This is a genomic window from Bartonella sp. HY406 (genome assembly GCF_025449315.1).
Lineage (GTDB): Bacteria > Pseudomonadota > Alphaproteobacteria > Rhizobiales > Rhizobiaceae > HY038.
Genome location: NZ_CP104893.1, coordinates 1,866,272 through 1,885,330, shown reverse-complemented (window position 1 = coordinate 1,885,330; position 19,059 = coordinate 1,866,272). Strand labels below are relative to the sequence as shown.

General features: G+C 41.4%; 16 protein-coding genes. 3 read left to right on the top strand and 13 right to left on the bottom strand.

What is annotated here, in order from left to right; genetic code table 11:
• Nucleotides 1–281: 281 nt before the first annotated feature.
• Both N6B01_RS07935 and N6B01_RS07930 read left to right on the top strand, forming a co-directional pair.
• Entirely contained in the window at nt 282–998 is a 717-nt protein-coding gene (locus tag N6B01_RS07935) for a helix-turn-helix transcriptional regulator (RefSeq protein WP_262078205.1), read from the top strand.
• Nucleotides 999–1,323: 325 nt separating this feature from the next.
• On the top strand, nt 1,324–2,598 hold the full coding sequence (locus tag N6B01_RS07930) for an NAD(P)/FAD-dependent oxidoreductase (protein ID WP_262078204.1): 1,275 nt from the start codon (nt 1,324–1,326) through the stop codon (nt 2,596–2,598).
• Between the two features lie 62 nt (nt 2,599–2,660).
• Here N6B01_RS07930 and N6B01_RS07925 read toward each other — a convergent pair whose 3' ends face one another.
• The 12 genes from N6B01_RS07925 to kdsA all read right to left on the bottom strand — a co-directional run bounded on the left by N6B01_RS07925 (nt 2,661) and on the right by kdsA (nt 16,289).
• Nucleotides 2,661–2,924 carry a hypothetical protein gene (locus N6B01_RS07925; RefSeq protein WP_262078203.1) on the bottom strand — a complete coding sequence of 88 codons (264 nt, stop codon included), beginning with the start codon at nt 2,922–2,924 and terminating at the stop codon, nt 2,661–2,663.
• A 102-nt stretch (nt 2,925–3,026) separates the two neighbouring features.
• Entirely contained in the window at nt 3,027–3,947 is a 921-nt protein-coding gene (locus tag N6B01_RS07920; RefSeq protein ID WP_262078202.1) for a DMT family transporter, read from the bottom strand.
• Between the two features lie 108 nt (nt 3,948–4,055).
• A complete protein-coding gene (locus N6B01_RS07915) occupies nt 4,056–4,373 on the bottom strand; it encodes a hypothetical protein (RefSeq protein ID WP_262078201.1) in 318 nt (105 codons plus the stop codon).
• A gap of 67 nt (nt 4,374–4,440) precedes the next feature.
• Nucleotides 4,441–6,552, bottom strand: coding sequence for a S9 family peptidase (locus tag N6B01_RS07910; RefSeq protein WP_262078200.1), 2,112 nt, complete (start codon nt 6,550–6,552; stop codon nt 4,441–4,443).
• A gap of 169 nt (nt 6,553–6,721) precedes the next feature.
• Nucleotides 6,722–8,527: a single-stranded-DNA-specific exonuclease RecJ gene (recJ, locus tag N6B01_RS07905; protein WP_262078199.1), complete on the bottom strand. Its 1,806-nt coding sequence runs from the start codon at nt 8,525–8,527 to the stop codon at nt 6,722–6,724.
• 190 nt (nt 8,528–8,717) lie between these two features.
• On the bottom strand, nt 8,718–9,560 hold the full coding sequence (locus tag N6B01_RS07900; RefSeq protein WP_315973306.1) for a metal ABC transporter permease: 843 nt from the start codon (nt 9,558–9,560) through the stop codon (nt 8,718–8,720).
• Nucleotides 9,547–10,410 carry a metal ABC transporter permease gene (locus N6B01_RS07895; RefSeq protein WP_262078198.1) on the bottom strand — a complete coding sequence of 288 codons (864 nt, stop codon included), beginning with the start codon at nt 10,408–10,410 and terminating at the stop codon, nt 9,547–9,549. Before N6B01_RS07895 ends, N6B01_RS07900 begins: the two co-directional genes overlap by 14 nt.
• Nucleotides 10,407–11,267, bottom strand: a complete 861-nt coding sequence (locus tag N6B01_RS07890) for a manganese/iron ABC transporter ATP-binding protein (protein WP_262078197.1) — start codon at nt 11,265–11,267, stop codon at nt 10,407–10,409. The genes N6B01_RS07895 and N6B01_RS07890 overlap by 4 nt, the downstream gene beginning before the upstream one ends.
• Nucleotides 11,264–12,181, bottom strand: a complete 918-nt coding sequence (locus N6B01_RS07885) for a metal ABC transporter substrate-binding protein (RefSeq protein ID WP_410007205.1) — start codon at nt 12,179–12,181, stop codon at nt 11,264–11,266. The genes N6B01_RS07890 and N6B01_RS07885 overlap by 4 nt, the downstream gene beginning before the upstream one ends.
• Nucleotides 12,182–12,733: 552 nt before the next feature.
• Entirely contained in the window at nt 12,734–13,513 is a 780-nt protein-coding gene (locus N6B01_RS07880; protein ID WP_182419708.1) for a tetratricopeptide repeat protein, read from the bottom strand.
• Nucleotides 13,514–14,088: 575 nt separating this feature from the next.
• Complete coding sequence (eno, locus tag N6B01_RS07875) at nt 14,089–15,363, bottom strand: phosphopyruvate hydratase (protein ID WP_262078196.1); 1,275 nt, start codon at nt 15,361–15,363, stop codon at nt 14,089–14,091.
• A gap of 83 nt (nt 15,364–15,446) precedes the next feature.
• Complete coding sequence (gene kdsA / locus N6B01_RS07870) at nt 15,447–16,289, bottom strand: 3-deoxy-8-phosphooctulonate synthase (RefSeq protein WP_182417222.1); 843 nt, start codon at nt 16,287–16,289, stop codon at nt 15,447–15,449.
• Nucleotides 16,290–16,727: 438 nt separating this feature from the next.
• Here kdsA and N6B01_RS07865 point away from each other — a divergent pair, with 438 nt between their 5' ends.
• Nucleotides 16,728–17,123 carry a hypothetical protein gene (locus N6B01_RS07865; RefSeq protein WP_262078195.1) on the top strand — a complete coding sequence of 132 codons (396 nt, stop codon included), beginning with the start codon at nt 16,728–16,730 and terminating at the stop codon, nt 17,121–17,123.
• Between the two features lie 257 nt (nt 17,124–17,380).
• Here the strand turns inward: N6B01_RS07865 and N6B01_RS07860 are convergent, their stop codons facing one another.
• A complete protein-coding gene (locus tag N6B01_RS07860; RefSeq protein ID WP_262078194.1) occupies nt 17,381–19,009 on the bottom strand; it encodes a CTP synthase in 1,629 nt (542 codons plus the stop codon).
• Between the last annotated feature and the right edge of the window lie 50 nt (nt 19,010–19,059).

Here is a 19,059-nt window from a genome sequence, read left to right as displayed (position 1 = left end):
GAAATATGAATATTTTCAAGGCTCTTTGACAAAGTTATCGCGAAAATTTACCATATCCTGAAAGGACACAAAACAGCTGCAATCTACAGCGTCGTAAAGCTCAAATGGGTATACCACCCACTTTTTGCTTTCCTCCGTGTATATTTTACTGTTTATTGTGCCAGTTCATTTAAATTAATAGGTCCAGCCCCTAATCTAAGTTGCTATAGAATTTCTGGATATTGGGTGATATGGTCCAATTTCATTTTTAAACCGATTATTCATTTGCCATTTAGCTTTTTATGACCAAATCAGAACGCCTGCTTGCTCTATTAGACCTGTTGCGTCGCTACCGTTATCCTGTAACGGGAGCTGTGCTTGCCAATGAATTACAGGTAAGTTTGCGGACGCTTTATCGCGATATTGCAAGTTTGCAAGCGCAAGGTGCAACAATTGAGGGCGAGGCAGGGCTTGGCTATGTTTTACGCCCCGGGTTTCATGTACCGCCCTTAATGTTTAGTCATGACGAATTGGAAGCCTTGGTGCTTGGGTCGCGCTTGGTTGCAAGTTTGGGCGAGGGCGCATTGTTGCAAGATGCACGCTCTGCCATGGCAAAAATTGCGGCTTGTTTGCCCAAAGCCTTAGCCGATTCAATGCAAGCTGTTGCACTACATGTTCCGCCTGATACGCGGTTTAACCAGCCTGAAACTATGGAAGTAGTCACGTTGTTGCGCAAAGTCATTCGCGATCATAAAAAGCTTGCGATTACCTATTGTGATGCCCATGGTAAATTTAGCAAACGGATTATTTGGGCTTTTGGATTAGCTTTTTTTGCAAAAAGCCGGATAATCTTGGCCCATTGCGAGGAACGCGATGATTTTAGGCATTTTAGAACCGATAGGATTTTAAGCTGTAATGCATTGCCACAAAGCTATCCCCAAAGCCGCAGTAAATTATTGCGCGACTGGGCAGAAATGATGAAAGAAAGCTGTGAGGATTTCAAGCTGGAGCAGTTTTAATCAAAGGTAAATCATTTTTGGCTATAATTTGACCATGTGCCAAGTGCGGCCTGTTTTTTAATGTAATGGTCGTGCTATAGGGCAGGTTAGATAGATTTTATGCCTTATTCGATGATAAATTTTAGTGCGATTTATAGTGTTTCAAAACAACAACAGATTTTTATTGAAAACGATTTAGTTTTCAATATTATTTGATTGAAATCAAAATTTAATGATTTTTATTTTTTCATTGTCTGCTAATATACCCCGAATAAATTAAAGCTTCATAGTAGCTTAAAGGCATTAATTGTTGCTATTTTGGAATTGCCTTTTTAAGGAGTAAGTAATGTCTGATCATCGTGTGGTTATTGTGGGTGGCGGTTTCGCGGGGCTTTCTGCAGCCAAAGCAATAAAATGCCCAAATACTGTAATTACCGTGATTGACCAACGTAACCACCATCTTTTTCAACCACTGCTTTATCAGGTCGCAACTACCATTCTTGCAACATCAGAAATTGCGTGGCCTATTCGTCATTTACTGCGCAAGCGTAAAGATATTACCACCTATCTTGGTAAGGTAACAGCAATTGATAAGGAAGCACGGCAAGTTAGTCTATCCGACGGTAAGCAATTACCCTATGACACGTTAGTTTTAGCAACTGGCGCGCGGCATGCCTATTTTGGTAAAGATGAGTGGGAGGATATTGCACCTGGTCTTAAAGATCTTGAAGATGCAACAACTATAAGACGGCGCATGTTGGTGGCTTTTGAAAAAGCTGAAATGGAAAAAGATCCTAAACTGCGTGAAGCGCTGCTTACTTTTGTGATTATTGGCGGCGGTGCAACAGGTGTTGAGCTTGCCGGAATTATTGCTGAACTTGCCCATAAAACTTTGCCAAAAGAATTCCGCAATATTGATACAACCAAAGCAAAAGTTTTGCTTGTTGAAGCAGGAAGCCGCGTTTTACCAGTCTTTCCTGAAGAATTATCTGAATATGCCAAGAAAACCTTGCAAAAAATGGGCGTTGATGTGCGCACGGGCAAACCAGTAACCGAGTGTCATGAAGATGGTGTCGCCATTGGAGATGAAGCTATTCCTGCCCGTACAATTATTTGGGCGGCAGGGGTTAAAGCATCAGATGCTGCTGATTGGATTAATACGCAAAAAGATCGAGCTGGTCGTGCTTTTGTTAAGGATGATCTCTCGGTGGAGAACCATCCAGAAATTTTCATTATTGGTGATACGGCATCGGTAAAGCAAATAAATGGCAATCCAGTTCCCGGTATTGCACCTGCCGCCAAGCAACAAGGCGAATATGTTGCAAAGGTTATTAATCATCGCCGCAAAAATTTGACGCCGCCGCCCGCTTTTCATTATCGCCACCTTGGCAACCTTGCAACCATTGGCCGCAATTCTGCGGTGATTGATTTTGGTAAAATTCGGCTCACCGGTTTTCTTGCATGGTGGATTTGGGGTGTTGCCCATATTTATTTCTTGATTGGCGCGCAAAGTCGGTTAGCCGTTGCTTTAAATTGGTTGTGGCTTTCCATTTCAGGCCGCCGTTCCGCCCGTCTTATTACCCAACGTGAAACCCGCCGGACTGACGAGCAACAAATGTAGCATTTTGCCGCTTTAAAGGGTAATATATAGCTGCAGCAATAATGTATTGTACCTTATCGCTGCTAATCTTTTTTATAATCAGCTATTAATTGCAAATAATAGCTGATTAATTTGTCGGTGTTATTGGTTTCAAATTGTATTTCAGGACCACGCCAATCGCAATAAGTGATTGTGCCGCCGCGATAGTTAAAATTAATACTATAGCTATCAAATTTATCTGGGTTATCTATCAAAAACAGCTTTTCAGCATTATTTTGTTGAATAATATTGCGTAGAGCTATTATTCTTTCTTTTGCCGATAGGTTTTGAGAGTTTTCATCGCTCATGGCGGTTTATCCTTAACCGTTTATATTTAAAAATATGCTTTTAGTTTTTTAAAATATCGACGGTGAAATCATGGTCTTGCCAATCGCATAATTATGAAAATATCAAGATGCGGTTTTTGTTTTTTTATTAAATAGGTTACTGGGTAAGGTTACAAACACCAATGATGCAAGAATTAGTAATACGCCAAGCCAACCTATAAGTGGTAAGCGCTCCCCAAGAATAAGCACTGCCAAAAATGCTGCAACGACTGGTTCCATAAGTGTAATGGTAATGGCAAGGCTTGCTTTAATGCGTGCAAGCCCATAGCCAAAACACAAATATCCTAAAAACATTGGGATAAGAGCCATATAAAGCCCTACCGAAAAATTTTGCCACGATAGCAAGAAAGGTGCGCCAGTTGCCAAAAGTATTGGCATGAGCATAAGGCCACCCAGCCCAAAGGTTGCGCCCATAGCTGCCGATGAGGCAATGCCTTTTTGCATAAGTTGACGGGATGTCCAAGAATATCCAGCATAGGTGAGCCCAGCAACGAGCCCCAAAAATATACCAAGCAATGGATTTTCATCGCCCTTTTTGGTAGATGCGCCATGGTGGGTTGCAAGGCAAAGTAAAATAATGCCAACAAGGCCAACGCAAATGCCAATGAGCCAGCGCATGGAAATTGGATGCCTTTCAAAAAAACGTTCGATAATAACCGAGCATAATGGGGCTGAACCAATGGAAATAACCGTACCAATGGTAACGCCGGCAAGCCGCATAGAAGCATAAAAAGCAAGCGGATAAACTAAAACTGAAATGCCCCCTGCCAATAATAAAACCCAATGCCTTTTGAGGGCCGATAGTTGCGCAGATATTTTTTTGCGTGCCATAAAAGCTTGGATTAATCCGCCAAGCCCCATGGCCGCCGCGCCAATGGCAATAGGCCCAACTTGTGGTGCCATAGCCGCAGCCGTTCCTGTTGTTCCCCATAAAAGTGCCGCGAAGAAAACAGCACCAAGGCCATAATAATAGTCTTTAGACATGCTGCATCCCATGGATTAATTAAGAGAGTGGAAGCGGTGACTTTTTAATCTTTATATTTGGGTATTAATTTAACCCAAAAGTTGTTTTAATTTTTGCGGAAAATGCGCTTAAAACTGCGTGCAGAGCGAGGCGTCTGGTGTTTTTTCATTATAATAATAATTCATGGTGAAAAGCCATGTTTTACACTCATTCATAGTTTGAAAACAGCGATAGCGTTCTACTGGCATATAGCCAGAGCCATAATATTGAAATGGTGTTTGTTCCCAACCACGGAAAAAACCGGCAATAATGCCGCTGCCTTTGGGCGGAGTATTGCAGCGCTTGCCTAAAAATTCATTTTGCCTATCCGGCGCTGCTGCAAAAGACGTTAGCGGAAGAAGTGCAATTAAGATACTTATAAAAATTACTTTTATTTTGTTTATCATTGCACTTTCTCCTTTAATTTATGAGCTAAAATATCTCAAAAAAATAGGTTTAGCTTAATTGTTATAATTAGATTTTTTCTGCCAAAATGTCATAATTGACAATTTTTAGCATGAAAGAATACATATAGGCCCATTCTTCAAGCCGTGAAAAGCGACCCGATGCTCCTGCATGTCCTGCATCCATATTAATGCGGAATAAAACAGGATTATAATCACTTTTGCGTTCACGCAAGCGAGCAACCCATTTTGCTGGCTCCCAATAGGTGACGCGTGGATCCGTTAGGCCAGCAAGTATCAACATTGGCGGATAGGCTTGTTGCTTAACATTGTCATAAGGCGAATAAGAGGCAATTAATTCATAATCATCTTTAGATTCGATTGGGTTGCCCCATTCCGACCATTCTGGCGGGGTGAGGGGCAGGCTTGCATCAAGCATTGTGTTTAAAACATCAACAAAAGGTACAGCGGCAACAATGGCAGCATAATCATTGGGTGCCATATTGGCAATTGCCCCCATCAGCATACCACCTGCAGAACCACCAAAAGCCATTAATTTTTCATGGGACGTAAAACCATTTTCAACCAAATAGCGGCCGGCAGTGATAAAATCATGGAATGTATTGGTTTTATGCTTTAATTTGCCATTCTCATACCAATGATAGCCTTTTTCTTTGCCACCACGAATATGCGCCACACAATAAATAAAACCACGATTAACCAGTGATAGAACCGTAGTGCTAAAACTTGCGGGCATGCTCATGCCATAAGCGCCATAGCCGTATAAAAGACATGGGGCCGTGCCATCAATAGCAATATCTTTGCGGTAAAGCAGGGTTAATGGTACCAATTCGCCATCATGCGCTTTAGCCATTAAACGGCGGGCAATATAATCGCTGGCATTATGTCCCGATGGTACTTCTTGTTCTTTAAGCAAATTGCGTTCACGCGAGCTCAAATCATATTCAAAAAGCTGGCGCGGTGTGGTTGGTGATGAATAGGAAAAGCGGATAATATCGCTATCATATTCTACTGCGCCATGCAGCCCCAAGGAATAGGCTTCTTCATCAAAGGCAATGGAATGAACATCTTTGGTTTCACGGTTCCAAACTTTAATTGCAGGCAAGCAGTTTTGGGTTTCTAGCCATAAAAGATAATTTTCATAAGCATCAAAGCCAACAATCAAACGGCCTTCTTCATGGGGGATGAAGTCTTGCCAATTTTCTGGCTCTGGCTGCGCTGATGGCGTTACCATCACTTTAAAATCACGCGCTTTATCCATATTGGTCAAGATATAGAATTGTTCGCCGGCGGGAATAATTTCATATTCAACACCGGTTTCGCGGGCCTTAATTATTTTTGGTTGTGCTGATGGATCATTGGCTGGCAAATACCATATTTCAGATGTTTCATGGTCGTGCAGATTAATAAAAATATAATCTTCCAAGGCAGAGCCTGAAACTTGCACAAAAAACCGGGTATCTTCCTCCTTGAAAATAAGTCTATCTTCGCTTTGCTGTGTGCCAAGACGGTGATAGAAAATTTCGCTAGCACGGTGGTTTTCGTCTAATTTGCTATAGAAAAAACCTTGTGCATTGGCATCCCAAACCCCATCACCACTGGTGTGAGACAAAATTTCATCATGGTCACTATCGCGCCCAAAATCACGAATTTTAATATTGTAAAATTCTGATCCCTTATCGTCATAGCTCCAAAGAAATTTTTTATGGTCTGGCGCATAGCTAACGCCGCCAAGCTGGAAATAAGCTTTATCCTCACCTTCCTTATGGCCATCAAGATAAATGGATTGTTCGCCACCATCACGTTTGGTGCGGAAAAAAAAAGGTTGCTCGCCGCCAATTGCAAAGGCTGAACCATAGGCAAATTCGCCATCTTTTTCAGGAACTGATGAATCATCTTCTTTGATGCGGCCTTTCATTTCAGCAAAAAGCTTGGCTTGCAATTCTTCCGTGCCGGTCATCATTTCTGCCTGATAGGCATTTTCCTGCTGCAGTTGGGCTAAAATAGTCGGGTCAAGCTTTGATGGGTCTTGAAACACTTCTTGCCAATTATCAGCGCGTAGCCATGCATATTCATCAGTTTTTTCAATGCCATGATGAACAGATTTTTGTGCAATTTTTGCGGTTTCTGGAGCTGCAATAGCTGGAAATATTTTTGCCATGATAAACCTTATAGGGTGAACAGAAATTTATATGAAAAAATGCAATGTCTATAAAACTTTAAGAATAATTGCTGCCCTTTGCAATGATTATTCCAATTATAGATGGGGATTAAGTACTGCTAACACAAGCACTTTATATGCAAAGCTAAAGTGTTTATCACTGACATTATCAGGCAGGGGCAGCATCAATAATGCGTATTTGCGGAGAATAGGAGCCATTCCAATAGTTAAGCGATAAATTGCCAACCATGTGAATGTAATTGCCGCGATTAGCCAATAAAAATGTGCCAAGATCAGAACTGGCGCTGCGAAATGCGATGCCTTTAAGCTTTCTTCCTTCAGCATTGGCAAGAGTTACCGCAACATGTCCCTTTCCCACTTCGCGTACATCAACAAGACAGTGTGATGGGATTGCAAAAATGGGCTGATCATTGCCAGCACCAAAAGGACCAGCTTTTTCTAGCAATTTAATAAAATCATTGGTTGCGCCGCTAGCAGAAATTGCACCATCAATGGCAAGAGTTGCTGATTGGCGTAAGGTTAAAACACGCTTATTAGCTTCTGCATTACACCAAATTCTAAAATCATTGATCTTGCTCGCATTAATGGTAAGACCCGCCGCCATAATATGACCGCCGCCTTTTTCAATCAAACCTTCTTCAACTGCGCGGCGTATAAGATCGCCAACATCAAAACCTGTGATAGAACGTGCAGAACCAGTTGCTGACCCATCTGGCTTAATAGCAAGGGCAATGGCTGGTCTTTGATAACGTTCTTTCAAACGCGATGCTAAAAGCCCAACAATACCGGGGTGCCAATCGGGGCTTGCAACTACAATAACCGATGGCTCGGTGGTCTGTTGCGATAGTTCAAATAAAACTTGCGCTTCCGCTTCTTCTAGCTGCACCGCTTCCAGTGCTTGTCTTTCGCTATTTAAGCCTTCAAGTTCAAGAGCAATTTTTGTTGCTTGATCGCCATTATCGGTACCTAGCAAAATACTACCAAGGGCAGAATTGCCAATGCGTCCGCCAGCATTGATGCGCGGACCAATTAAAAAGCCAAGATGAAACGTGTTTAATGGTTCACCAATACGCGCGGCTTTTGCAAGGGCTGCAAAACCAACATTATTCATGCTGCGGGCGACTTGTAAGCCTTTAACCACAAAAGCACGATTTACCCCAATCAGCGGCACTACGTCACAAATGGTGGCTAAAGCGACAAGGTCAAGCAATGCCAACAGGTCGGGCATTTGCCCTTTAAATTGGCGAGTGCGTAAATTTCGTGAAATAGCTGCAAGAGTAATGAAAACCACCCCTGCGGCGCATAAAAAGCCATGGCCAGAAAAATCATCAGGGCGGTTGGGATTAACTACTGCTAATGCCTTGCTTGGCAAAACATCGCCCATTTGGTGGTGATCAAGTACCACCACATCAGCACCAAGATTGGCAGCTGCAGCGATAGGCCCTTCACTTAAAGAGCCGCAATCAACCGTGACAATGAGGCTTGCGCCATTATGGACAAGTTGTGCCATTGCATCATCATTGGGGCCATAGCCCTCGACAATACGGTCAGGAATATGAATTTCAACTAAAAGACCAAAGCTACGTAAAAAACGTGCCAATATGGTAGATGAACATGCGCCGTCAACATCATAGTCACCAAGAATTGCAACTTTTTCACGCTTGATAATGGCATCGGCAATGCGTGTTGCGGCTTTATCCATATCAGTAAAACTTGATGGATCAGGCATAGAATCGCGCAAGGTTGGATCAAGAAATTGATTGACATCGCCTTCTTCAATGCCGCGCCCTACCAAAACACGTGCCAGCATGTCAGGAATGCCATATTTTTGCGTCATTGCTAAAACAGCGTTTAAATTTGCCTTGTCTAAACGATCTACCCAGCGATAGCCAAGTACCGAGCGTTCAACACCTAAAAAGCAATTTTTCTTGTCAGCAATATCTATATTCTTCATAATTTATATGTAGTGTAAATTATTCCATCTGTGAAGTGGTTTAGAATATTTCGTAACTACAAATCAAATTGATGAGCCCTTAAATTATGTTTTTTGATTGAAAACAAAAGCAAGAGTGAAATCTTAGTTTTTTATAAATTCGAAAGGTATTTTATAAAACAACAAGTGTTTTTCAAAAATGCCTTTAAAATTATTCCTCGATTAATGTATTGCGGCGATTTTTTAAACTTTGCCAAATAAACACAAGAATAAAAATAGCTGTTTCAAAAACCACTATTGTTGCGGCGGGGCTGCTGTCAAAAAAGAAGCTTGCATAAATGCCGCAAAAACTTACCATAACCCCAAGACTTACGGCGATTAACACCATGTGTGATAATTTACGCGTTAATAAAAAGGCAATAGCACCTGGTGCAATTAGGAGTGAAATCGATAAAATAATGCCAACGCTTTTTAACGCTGCCACAATTGCAAGCGATATCATGATAAGCAAACCATAATGTAAAACCCATAAACTAAGACCCACTGCTTTCGCCTCAATCGGGTCAAAGATGAATAGTTGGAAATCTCGCCATTTGATGCTTAAAATGACAGTAATAAAGACAGAAATGCCAAGGGTTGATAAAACATCATTCCAGCTAACACCAAGTAAGCTGCCAAATAGGATATGGGTTAGATGAACATCACTTTCTATCGTGGTAACCAGAACTAGCCCAAGGGCAAACATGCCCGAAAAAACAATGCCAAGAATAGTATCTTGTTTGACGCGGCTATTGGCTTGTAAAAAACCAGTAACCATAGCGGTAAAAATACCGGCGCCAAACGCACCCACCGCAAAAGGTAAGCCCACCATATAGGCGATGACAACCCCGGGGAATACCGCATGTGAAAGTGCGTCACCAAGCAATGCCCAACCTTTTAGCACTAAAAAGCATGATAAAAATGCCATTGGAATGGAAACAATAACCGTAATCAATAGGCCTTTGACCATAAAGTCGAATTGAAATGGCTCTAATAGGATATCAAGCATGATCATCCTCCAATGCCTGTTTGGCTTTTAGTCGTGCAGCAATATAGCCGTGCTTGGGCGCAAAGAAAAAGGCAATGATAAATAAAGCCGTTTGCAAAAGAACGATAAATCCTCCGGGCTGTACGTTTAAAAAATAGCTTATATACGAGCCGAAAAAACTGGTGAAAATACCGATGGCAATGGCAATAAGCAAAAGCCGTGAAAAACGGTCTGACAATAAATAAGCGGTCGCGCCAGGGGTAACTACTAAAGCAATAACTAGAAATGCACCAACAGTTTGCATCGCAGCAACGGTTGATGCTGCAAGAAGCGTAAAGAAAATAATTTTCAACAATTTTGTGTTAATACCAATAGAGCGGGCATGATTTTCATCAAAAAATGTGACTAATAAATCTTTCCAAATGACCAGCATAATGGCAATGGAAACAACGCCGATAATGACCAATTGAATAATATCTTCTATGGCAATACTACCAAGGTTGCCAAGGATGACCGCATCAAGTTTAATGGGAATGGATGCTTTTGATTGCATGAAGAGCCCAATCCCAAAAAACGAGGTAAAGATAAGGCCAATAATTGCATCTTCTTTTAGCTTTGTTCGCTCATTAAGAAACAAAATAGCACCGGCCGCGAGACCACCAGAAAAAAATGCTCCAAGCGAAAAGGGTAGACCAAGCATATAGGCGCCAACGACACCTGGAATAATGGAGTGGGATAGCGCATCCCCCATTAAAGACCAGCCTTTGAGCATCAAGAATGCCGATAAAAACGCGCATAATGCTCCTATTAGGCAGGTAACGTAAACGGTGGTAAACATAAAATCATAAGTGAAAGGTTCAAGCAAAAGATCAATCATCTTGCTGTTTCCTTATCACCTTCATCGCTGTCTTTATTAGCGTGTACCTTATTGGATGCAAATATTAGCGGCTTTTCATCATCGCTTAAAATATGGATATTATGCTCGCCCATGCTACCGAGTCCACGGGCGCGTAGCGCGCCGCCAAAGGCTTTTTCCAAATTTTGCGGGGTAAAAACTTTTTCTGTTGGTCCAAAATCAAGAATGGTTTTCTTAACCAATACTGTACGGTCGCAAAACTCCGGGACACTACCAAGATCGTGGGTTGAAACCAACATCACTGCGCCTTCATCGCGCATTTGCCGCAATAGGGTGATGATTTGATCTTCGGTTTTAACATCAACACCAGTAAAAGGCTCATCAAGTAAAATTACTTTTGCTTCTTGGGCTATGGCGCGTGCCAAAAATACACGTTTTTTTTGTCCGCCTGACAATTCGCCAATTTGCCTTTTGCGATATTCCAGCATGTTAACACGCTTTAACGCATCATCAACTGCCTTGCGATCAATTGCGCGGGGAATGCGCAGAAAATTCATATGGCCATAACGCCCCATCATAACGACATCTTCGACAAGAACAGGAAAACTCCAGTCAACTTCTTCGCTTTGCGGAACATAAGCAATGATGTTTTGTTTAAGGGCTGTTTTAACAGGAAGGCCGAGGACCGATATAGTCCCACGGCTCACTTGTACAAATCCCATAATCGCTTTAAACAATGTTGATTTACCAGCACCATTGACCCCGACAAGAGCAGTAATACTTTTTTCTGGGCTATCAAAACTTGCGTTTTTAAGAGCGGTAAAACCATTGCGATAAGTGACGGTGACATCACTCATAACGATTCCGGTATTATTCATTTCTTTGTTTCGCCTTCCTTAGAAGATTTATCACTAAGAGCATTGGCAACGGTTGCGCTGGTTACTTTCAAAAGATCAATATAGGTTGGCACAGGACCATCAGCTTCACTCAAGGAGTCAACATATAATACGCCACCATAAAGCGCACCTGTTTCTTTAGCAATTTGTTTGGCTGGCTTGTCTGAAATAGTGCTTTCTGAAAATACGGCTGGAATTTTATTGGTGCGAACTTCATCAATAACCTTGCGGATTTGCTGAGGCGTACCTTGTTGATCGGCATTAATTGGCCAAATGTAAAATTCTTTCAAACCAAAATCACGGGCAAGATAGCTAAATGCGCCTTCACTGGTGACAAGAAAGCGGCGGCTTTCTGGCAATGCATCAAATTCTGCTCGGATAGGATCAATTGCAGCGCGAATTTCTTGCTTATATTTTTCCGCATTGGCCTTATAGATTTCAGCATTATCAGGATCGTATTTTACAAAAGCATCACGAATATTATCAACATAGATAAGCGCATTAGTGGGCGACATCCAAGCATGAGGATTTGGCTTGCCATCATAAGGGCCTTCGCTAATGCTCATTGGTACAACACCATTAGTTACCACAACGCTTGGCTTATCCTTGACATTTTCAAAGAATTTTTCAAACCATAATTCAAGGTTAAGGCCATTCCATAAAACAAGATCCGCACCTTGGGCGCGGCGCAAATCTCCAGGGGTTGGTTCATATTCATGAATTTCAACACCGGGTCTTGTAATAGATTCAACATCTGCAGCATCGCCGGCAACATTGCGTGCCATATCGGCAATAACTGTAAAGGTGGTTACGGCTTTAAATTTTTCAGCAAAAGCTGCGCTATTAATAAGCACAAGGCTTGAGGCAGCCGCCAACATAAGAAGTAGTTTTTTCATCAAATGAGTCCTTATTGCTAATGATTTGCATTTACAATATGTAGAAAATTTTCAACATTTATGCAAGCGCCAACTTCAAGGCGCATATTGATGCAGTTTGAAATGGCTAGTAAGCCGCATCACAGTTTGAGTATGAGTTTGTAAAATATTTATAAATCAATCAGTTAACGCAGTCTATAAAAGATTGCTTAGCGCAAAACTATTCGCAATATAGCTCTTGTAGAGCAGGGCGCTCATTTGCAGATGATGCTTCATAAGCGTGGCTCAATAAAATGTGAACTGGCTTTAAAGGCGTTGATGAGTCGGTTTAATTGCAATTTATAGCAAGAAGCTTTTGTAAATTGCTAATCCAATTGTTTTTTAAAAATGAGACTAAATTGAACAACGCACCGCAATTGCGTATCGATAACACAGGTGGGAACCGTTGTTGCAAGCAACAATTTTCATCAATATTGATGTATTTTGAAAATCCAATAAAAGAAGAAGCCGTCGTAAGTATTCGAAATGCCAGAAAAATGGTTCGGGCGATGTTGTTCAGCGCTTATATAAAACCTATTGGCCTTTTTTAATTAAGTCATTAGCAAGAGTAATCGCGGTACGGCGGTCTGACTCACCTGCAATAGCAAAAGCGCTTTCCTGCATTTTTTGGATCCACTCACGATCCTCAGGTAATGCACGGTCATAAGCGGCAGTCATCATCGCTAAACCACGTACCGTTTTACCAGCCTGAAATAACATATTGCCAAGCATAGCTTGCGCTGCAGGATTACCTTTACGAGCAGAAAGCTGGAACCAGCGCGCTGCTTGCATCGGATTTTTGTCTCCGCCTTCACCATCAATCAGCATACGCCCAAGCTTATACTGTGCTTCAGGGTTACCATAATTGGAGGCTGCCTGCACATAAAGGCTACGCGCCTTTGCCTTATCAGCTCGCAATTTCCCGGGAATACCTTTGCGATTATAATCAGCAAGGGCAACAAGAGCATCAGAAACATAAGTTTCGTTTTGCGAGCCAGGATCAATAGAGTCATTTACAATTTTTGTAAATAAATCATAAGCCTCAGTATCGTTTTCATGAATGCCATCACCATCTGCATACATGCGGGCTAGCTTCCACTTAGCACCTGTATGGCCCATATCGGCGGCATAACGCAGGGACTTTATCGCCTCATCCTTATGGCCACTTTTATAGGCGGTAACGCCAGTTTTAAAAAATTCAAAAGGATTTTCGTTAGATGTGTCAATTGATGGGTCAAGCGCAAAAGCAGACGACATCCCTAATGCAAGGATGACACCGATAACCGGTAATGTCTGTTTTTTGAAATAAACCATCATATACTGCTTTCCAACATCTCTAATAGTTTTATGCTTCTTTTGAACTATTATAATTTAGGTTTGTGTTTTATCTATGAGTAAAATTAGACTATTTTTTAAAACACAAACTTCATTGCTACCTAAGATATATATTTTTGTTTGTTTTTTTCACAAGATTACGATCTTATATCTTGCGATATATTCATCTTGCTTGGTTTTTGTGGCGGGAACTAGGCAAAATTGTGCGTTGCGCTATCTGCTATGTTGCTTAAAATGACTCTGTTGCACAAACAACACAAAATTATAGCTATTCAGCCATAAAATCCTATGGGTTTATAGTTAATTTACGCTGTTTGGCGCTTAAAACCATAGGTTGCTTTAATAATTAGGCAATCCTTTAATTAGCGATTCGTAATGTAATTGAAAGCGAATCAATAGGACATTGATGGATTAAGGCAACTTATTGTTATTTAATGGGTATATAGTTTAGATGTAGGCAAGCTAGTAGAAAATGCAGTTTATAATGCATTAAGGTATTATTACAAAAAAGCGGGGTTTCCCCCGCTTTTAAACTTTAATGGTGTAATATTTGATTAGAAGCGAAATGCGCTTTTACCAGCATAACGAGCTTGGCTGCCAAGTTCTTCTTCAATGCGGATAAGCTGGTTATATTTAGCGAGCCGGTCGGAACGCGCAAGCGAGCCAGTTTTAATTTGACCGCAATTGGTTGCAACAGCAAGATCAGCAATTGTTGCATCTTCAGTTTCACCAGAACGATGCGACATAACCGCAGTATAACCGGCCTTATGGGCTGTTTCAACGGCATCGAGGGTTTCGCTCAATGTGCCAATCTGGTTAACTTTAACAAGAATTGAATTGGCGACACCCATTTTAATGCCATCGCGCAAGCGAGCTGAATTGGTAACAAAAAGATCGTCCCCAACCAACTGGCATTTTTTACCAATAAGGTCAGTAAGATATTTCCAGCCGTCCCAATCATCTTCGGCCATGCCATCTTCAATTGAAATAATTGGGAAAGCATTGCAAAGGCTTTGCAAATATTCAGCTTGCTCTTGTGCATTGCGGCTTTTACCTTCGCCGCTATAAACATATTGACCGTCTTTATAAAATTCGGTTGATGCACAATCAAGACCAAGGGCAACATCAGTGCCTGGTTTAAAGCCAGCTTGCTCGATTGATTCCACAATAAACTCAAGAGCAGCTTCTGCACTCATAATATTGGGTGCAAAGCCACCTTCATCACCAACATTGGTATTATGGCCAGCATCTTTCAAACGCTTTTTCAAAGTATGGAAGATTTCAGCGCCATAACGCACAGCTTCACTCAAGCTTGGTGCGCCAACTGGAATAATCATGAATTCTTGGAAATCAATTGGATTATCAGCATGCATACCACCATTGATAATATTCATCATTGGGGTTGGCAAAATATGGGCTTGAGTACCACCAACATAGCGATAAAGTGGCAAGTTGCACGCCATTGACGCAGCTTTTGCAGTTGCAAGCGAAACGCCAAGAATGGAATTTGCGCCAAGGCGTGCTTTGTTTGGTGTGCCATCCAAGGCGATCATGGTTTCATCAATAGAAATTTGATCTTCAGCGTCCATACCGCCCAAAGCTTCAAGCAATTCACCATTAACTGCGGCAACGGCTTTCAATACGCCTTTACCTTGATAACGGCTGCCGCCATCACGCAATTCCACCGCTTCGTGAGCGCCAGTTGATGCGCCAGATGGAACCGCTGCGCGGCCAAAAGAGCCATCTTCCAAGTAAACATCAACTTCAACTGTTGGGTTGCCACGGCTATCTAAAATTTCACGCCCGACAATATCAATAATAGCAGTCATTAGGAAAATCCTTTTTAATTGATTGGCTCTTTTAAGTTAAAATGACGGTTATGGTCATAATAATGGGTTATTATGGTTGCGCTTTATTGGTTTTGAAACTTTTTAGCTAAAGCATCAAATGCCATTAAACGCTCTAACAAGGCTTCAAGATTAGATAATTTAATCATATTAGGCCCATCAGATGGCGCATTATCTGGGTCTTGGTGCGTTTCAATGAATACACCGGCAACACCAATGGAAATTGCTGCGCGTGCCAAAGTCTCAACAAATTCGCGCTGCCCACCAGATGAGCCACCAAGCCCGCCAGGTTGCTGCACCGAATGGGTGGCATCAAAAATCACTGGTGCGCCAAAACTTGCCATAATCGGCAAGGAGCGCATATCGGAAACGAGCGTGTTATAACCAAAGGAAACACCGCGCTCACAAGCCATAACATTAGGATTGCCGCTTTCAGTTACTTTGGCAAGAACGTTTTTCATGTCCCAAGGAGCTAAAAATTGCCCCTTTTTAATATTAATAACTCGACCAGTTTTAGCCGCTGCAATCAATAAATCGGTTTGGCGACATAAAAATGCGGGAATTTGCAACACGTCGATAACAGGGGCAACTGCTGCGCATTGTTCTTCAGTGTGAATATCGGTTAAAACAGGGAAGCCGAATTCTTTTTTAAGGTCAGCAAATATTTCAAGTGCTTGTTCAAGACCCAAGCCGCGCTGGGCTTTAAGCGAGGTGCGATTGGCTTTATCAAAGCTTGATTTATAAACAAGCCCCATTCCCAAACGATCGGTGATTTCTTTTAACGCGCCAGCCATGTCAAAAGCATGATCTCTGCTTTCCATCTGGCAAGGACCAGCAATAAGGCTTAAAGGTGCGTGATTATCAAATGTTACATTTCCAACTTGAATAGTGGAATTAGGGTTTTGCATACCTGCTCCATAAATCTTTTCGATTTTTTCAAGCTTAACATAATACGTTCCCATGACATTTAAAAGGCTATATTGATTTTAATGAAAGGTTTTCCCACACTTGCTTTAATGGCGGGCATCATCGAGATTATAATTTTTAGTCGCGATTATCTGGTAAGATATCCAAGCTTTAAACATATTAGAAAATTTGTATTGCCTATATTATCAAGGCGAGGATACCACAAATCTTAGAGAATTATTGCTTGACGCTTGGCTATCTACCAGAGTACGTATTTTTATTGTTGAAACAGTTATGAACTCTAAATTTTGTATATTATGGCATTATGCGGACGCAAAAATTGACCTAACTTTTGCAGGAAGTACTTTGGCTTCGAAGTTCATAGGCAATAAAGATTAAATCCGTTGGAAATTGCATTATTTAAGTAAATGTAGGATATTATGATTTTTTATTGCGAAAAGCACAAAACAACTACAACAAGATGCGCAAGCAATAGTGTTGTTGATGATATAAAATCCAAAAATGTTATTAAAAAAAATATATTTTGTATTGAAATATTTAACTTTGAACTTGGTGAGGAAAGAAGAAGGCAAGTTTGCTATGTGAATGAAAGTGATTTTAATTTATATCACACATATGCAAAGACTGCGCCTCATAAAGCTGCATTGCAATTCTTAAATGGACAAAATTTGGATAAATCGGATCATGTTTTAGTTGGTAAATCCCGTGCTTTAAAGCAATTAAATGATGGTATATTTATTCAAAAATCTAAGAATAGTGGTCGTTTATCAAGTTTTTGTAAGGACTGCTTAAATGAATATATCGTAAAATTATGATTTAATATTTGATTGTTATATATTTATAAAAATAAGAATAGATATCCTAAAATTTGCAATCAAGTATTTAAAAACATTTCTAGATTCAGTTTTAAAACACAATTGCTATCAATATATATTGGATACAGAACGAAGCGATAGGTTTTACTAAGATTTAAAAATATTTGCATGAAATCAAAAAAAAAGAGCGGTAATTTCTACCACTCTTTTTAGTTTATTAGCTGTTTCAAAGCCTAAAATATTCAGCTTTTATTAAATTAAACCAAACGACTTTGCTCAATCGCTGCGGCGATGAAAGACGCAAAAAGCGGATGCGGTTCAAATGGTCGCGACTTTAGCTCTGGGTGATATTGCACACCAATGAACCAAGGATGATCAGCATATTCCACCGTTTCAGGCAAGAGACCATCAGGTGACATGCCAGAAAATACCAAGCCATGTTGTTCAAGCTGTTCTTTATAATCAGCATTGACTTCATAGCGGTGACGATGACGCTCGGAAATAAGCGGCTTGCCATAAATGCTGGCAATATGTGTGCCTTCTTTTAAACGTGCTTCATAAGCACCAAGGCGCATTGTGCCACCAAGATCACCCGCCGCAGATCGTTTTTCTAAAGCTTCGCCCTTTGCCCATTCGGTCATAAGGCCAACAATAGGGTGGGCCGTTGTACCAAATTCGGTTGATGATGCATCAGCAATGCCAGCAAGATTACGAGCAGCTTCCACACATGCCATTTGCATGCCAAAGCATATGCCAAAAAACGGCACCTTACGCTCACGCGCAAAACGGGTTGCAGCAATTTTGCCTTCAGCGCCGCGCAAACCAAATGCGCCTGGAACCAAAATACCATGCACTTTTTCAAGATAGGGGCTTGGATCTTCTTTTTCGAATACTTCTGATTCGATCCATTCCAAGTTTACACGCACACGGTTAGCCATACCACCATGGGATAATGCTTCGATCAACGACTTATAGGCATCTTTAAGGCCAGTATATTTACCAACAATGGCAATGGTTACTTCACCTTCAGGATTATGGGTACGAGCCATAATTTCCTGCCAACGCTCAAGCCGAGGCTTAGGTGCCGGATCAATGCCAAATGCTGCTAGAACTTCATTGTCAAGGCCTTCTTTATGATAGGCAATAGGCACATCATAAATAGACGTAACATCAAGAGCTTGAATAACTGCAGTTGGACGAACATTACAAAAGAGTGAAAGCTTGCGCCGTTCAGCTTCTGGAATAGGACGATCTGCCCGCACCAAAAGAATATCGGGAGCAATACCAAGTGCCTGCAACTCTTTAACCGAGTGCTGGGTTGGTTTGGTTTTAAGTTCGCCAGCAGCTGGGATATAGGGCATCAACGTCAAATGCACGAAAACGGCACTTTGACGTGGCAATTCATTATGCAATTGCCGGATAGCCTCAAGGAAAGGCATTGCCTCAATATCACCAACAGTACCACCAATTTCGCATAATACGAAATCATAGTCATCATTACCCGATGTGACGAAATTCTTAATCTCGTCAGTAACATGCGGGATGACTTGAACTGTGCCACCAAGATAATCACCGCGCCGTTCCCGCTCAATAATATTACGGTAAATACGACCAGTGGTAATATTGTCATGTTTGTTGGCGGAGCGTCCCGTAAAACGCTCATAGTGACCAAGGTCTAGATCGGTCTCTGCACCATCATCCGTCACAAAGACCTCACCGTGTTGGTAAGGCGACATCGTGCCTGGATCTACGTTAAGATAAGGGTCAAGCTTACGGATCCGTACACGGTATCCGCGTGCTTGTAAGAGTGCAGCCAATGCTGCTGCGGCTATGCCTTTTCCAAGGGAAGAAACCACGCCGCCAGTAATGAAAACATATCGCGCCATGGGATTATTTTGATAATGATTTTTTTATGATTCTGCTAGGGGAAAATAGA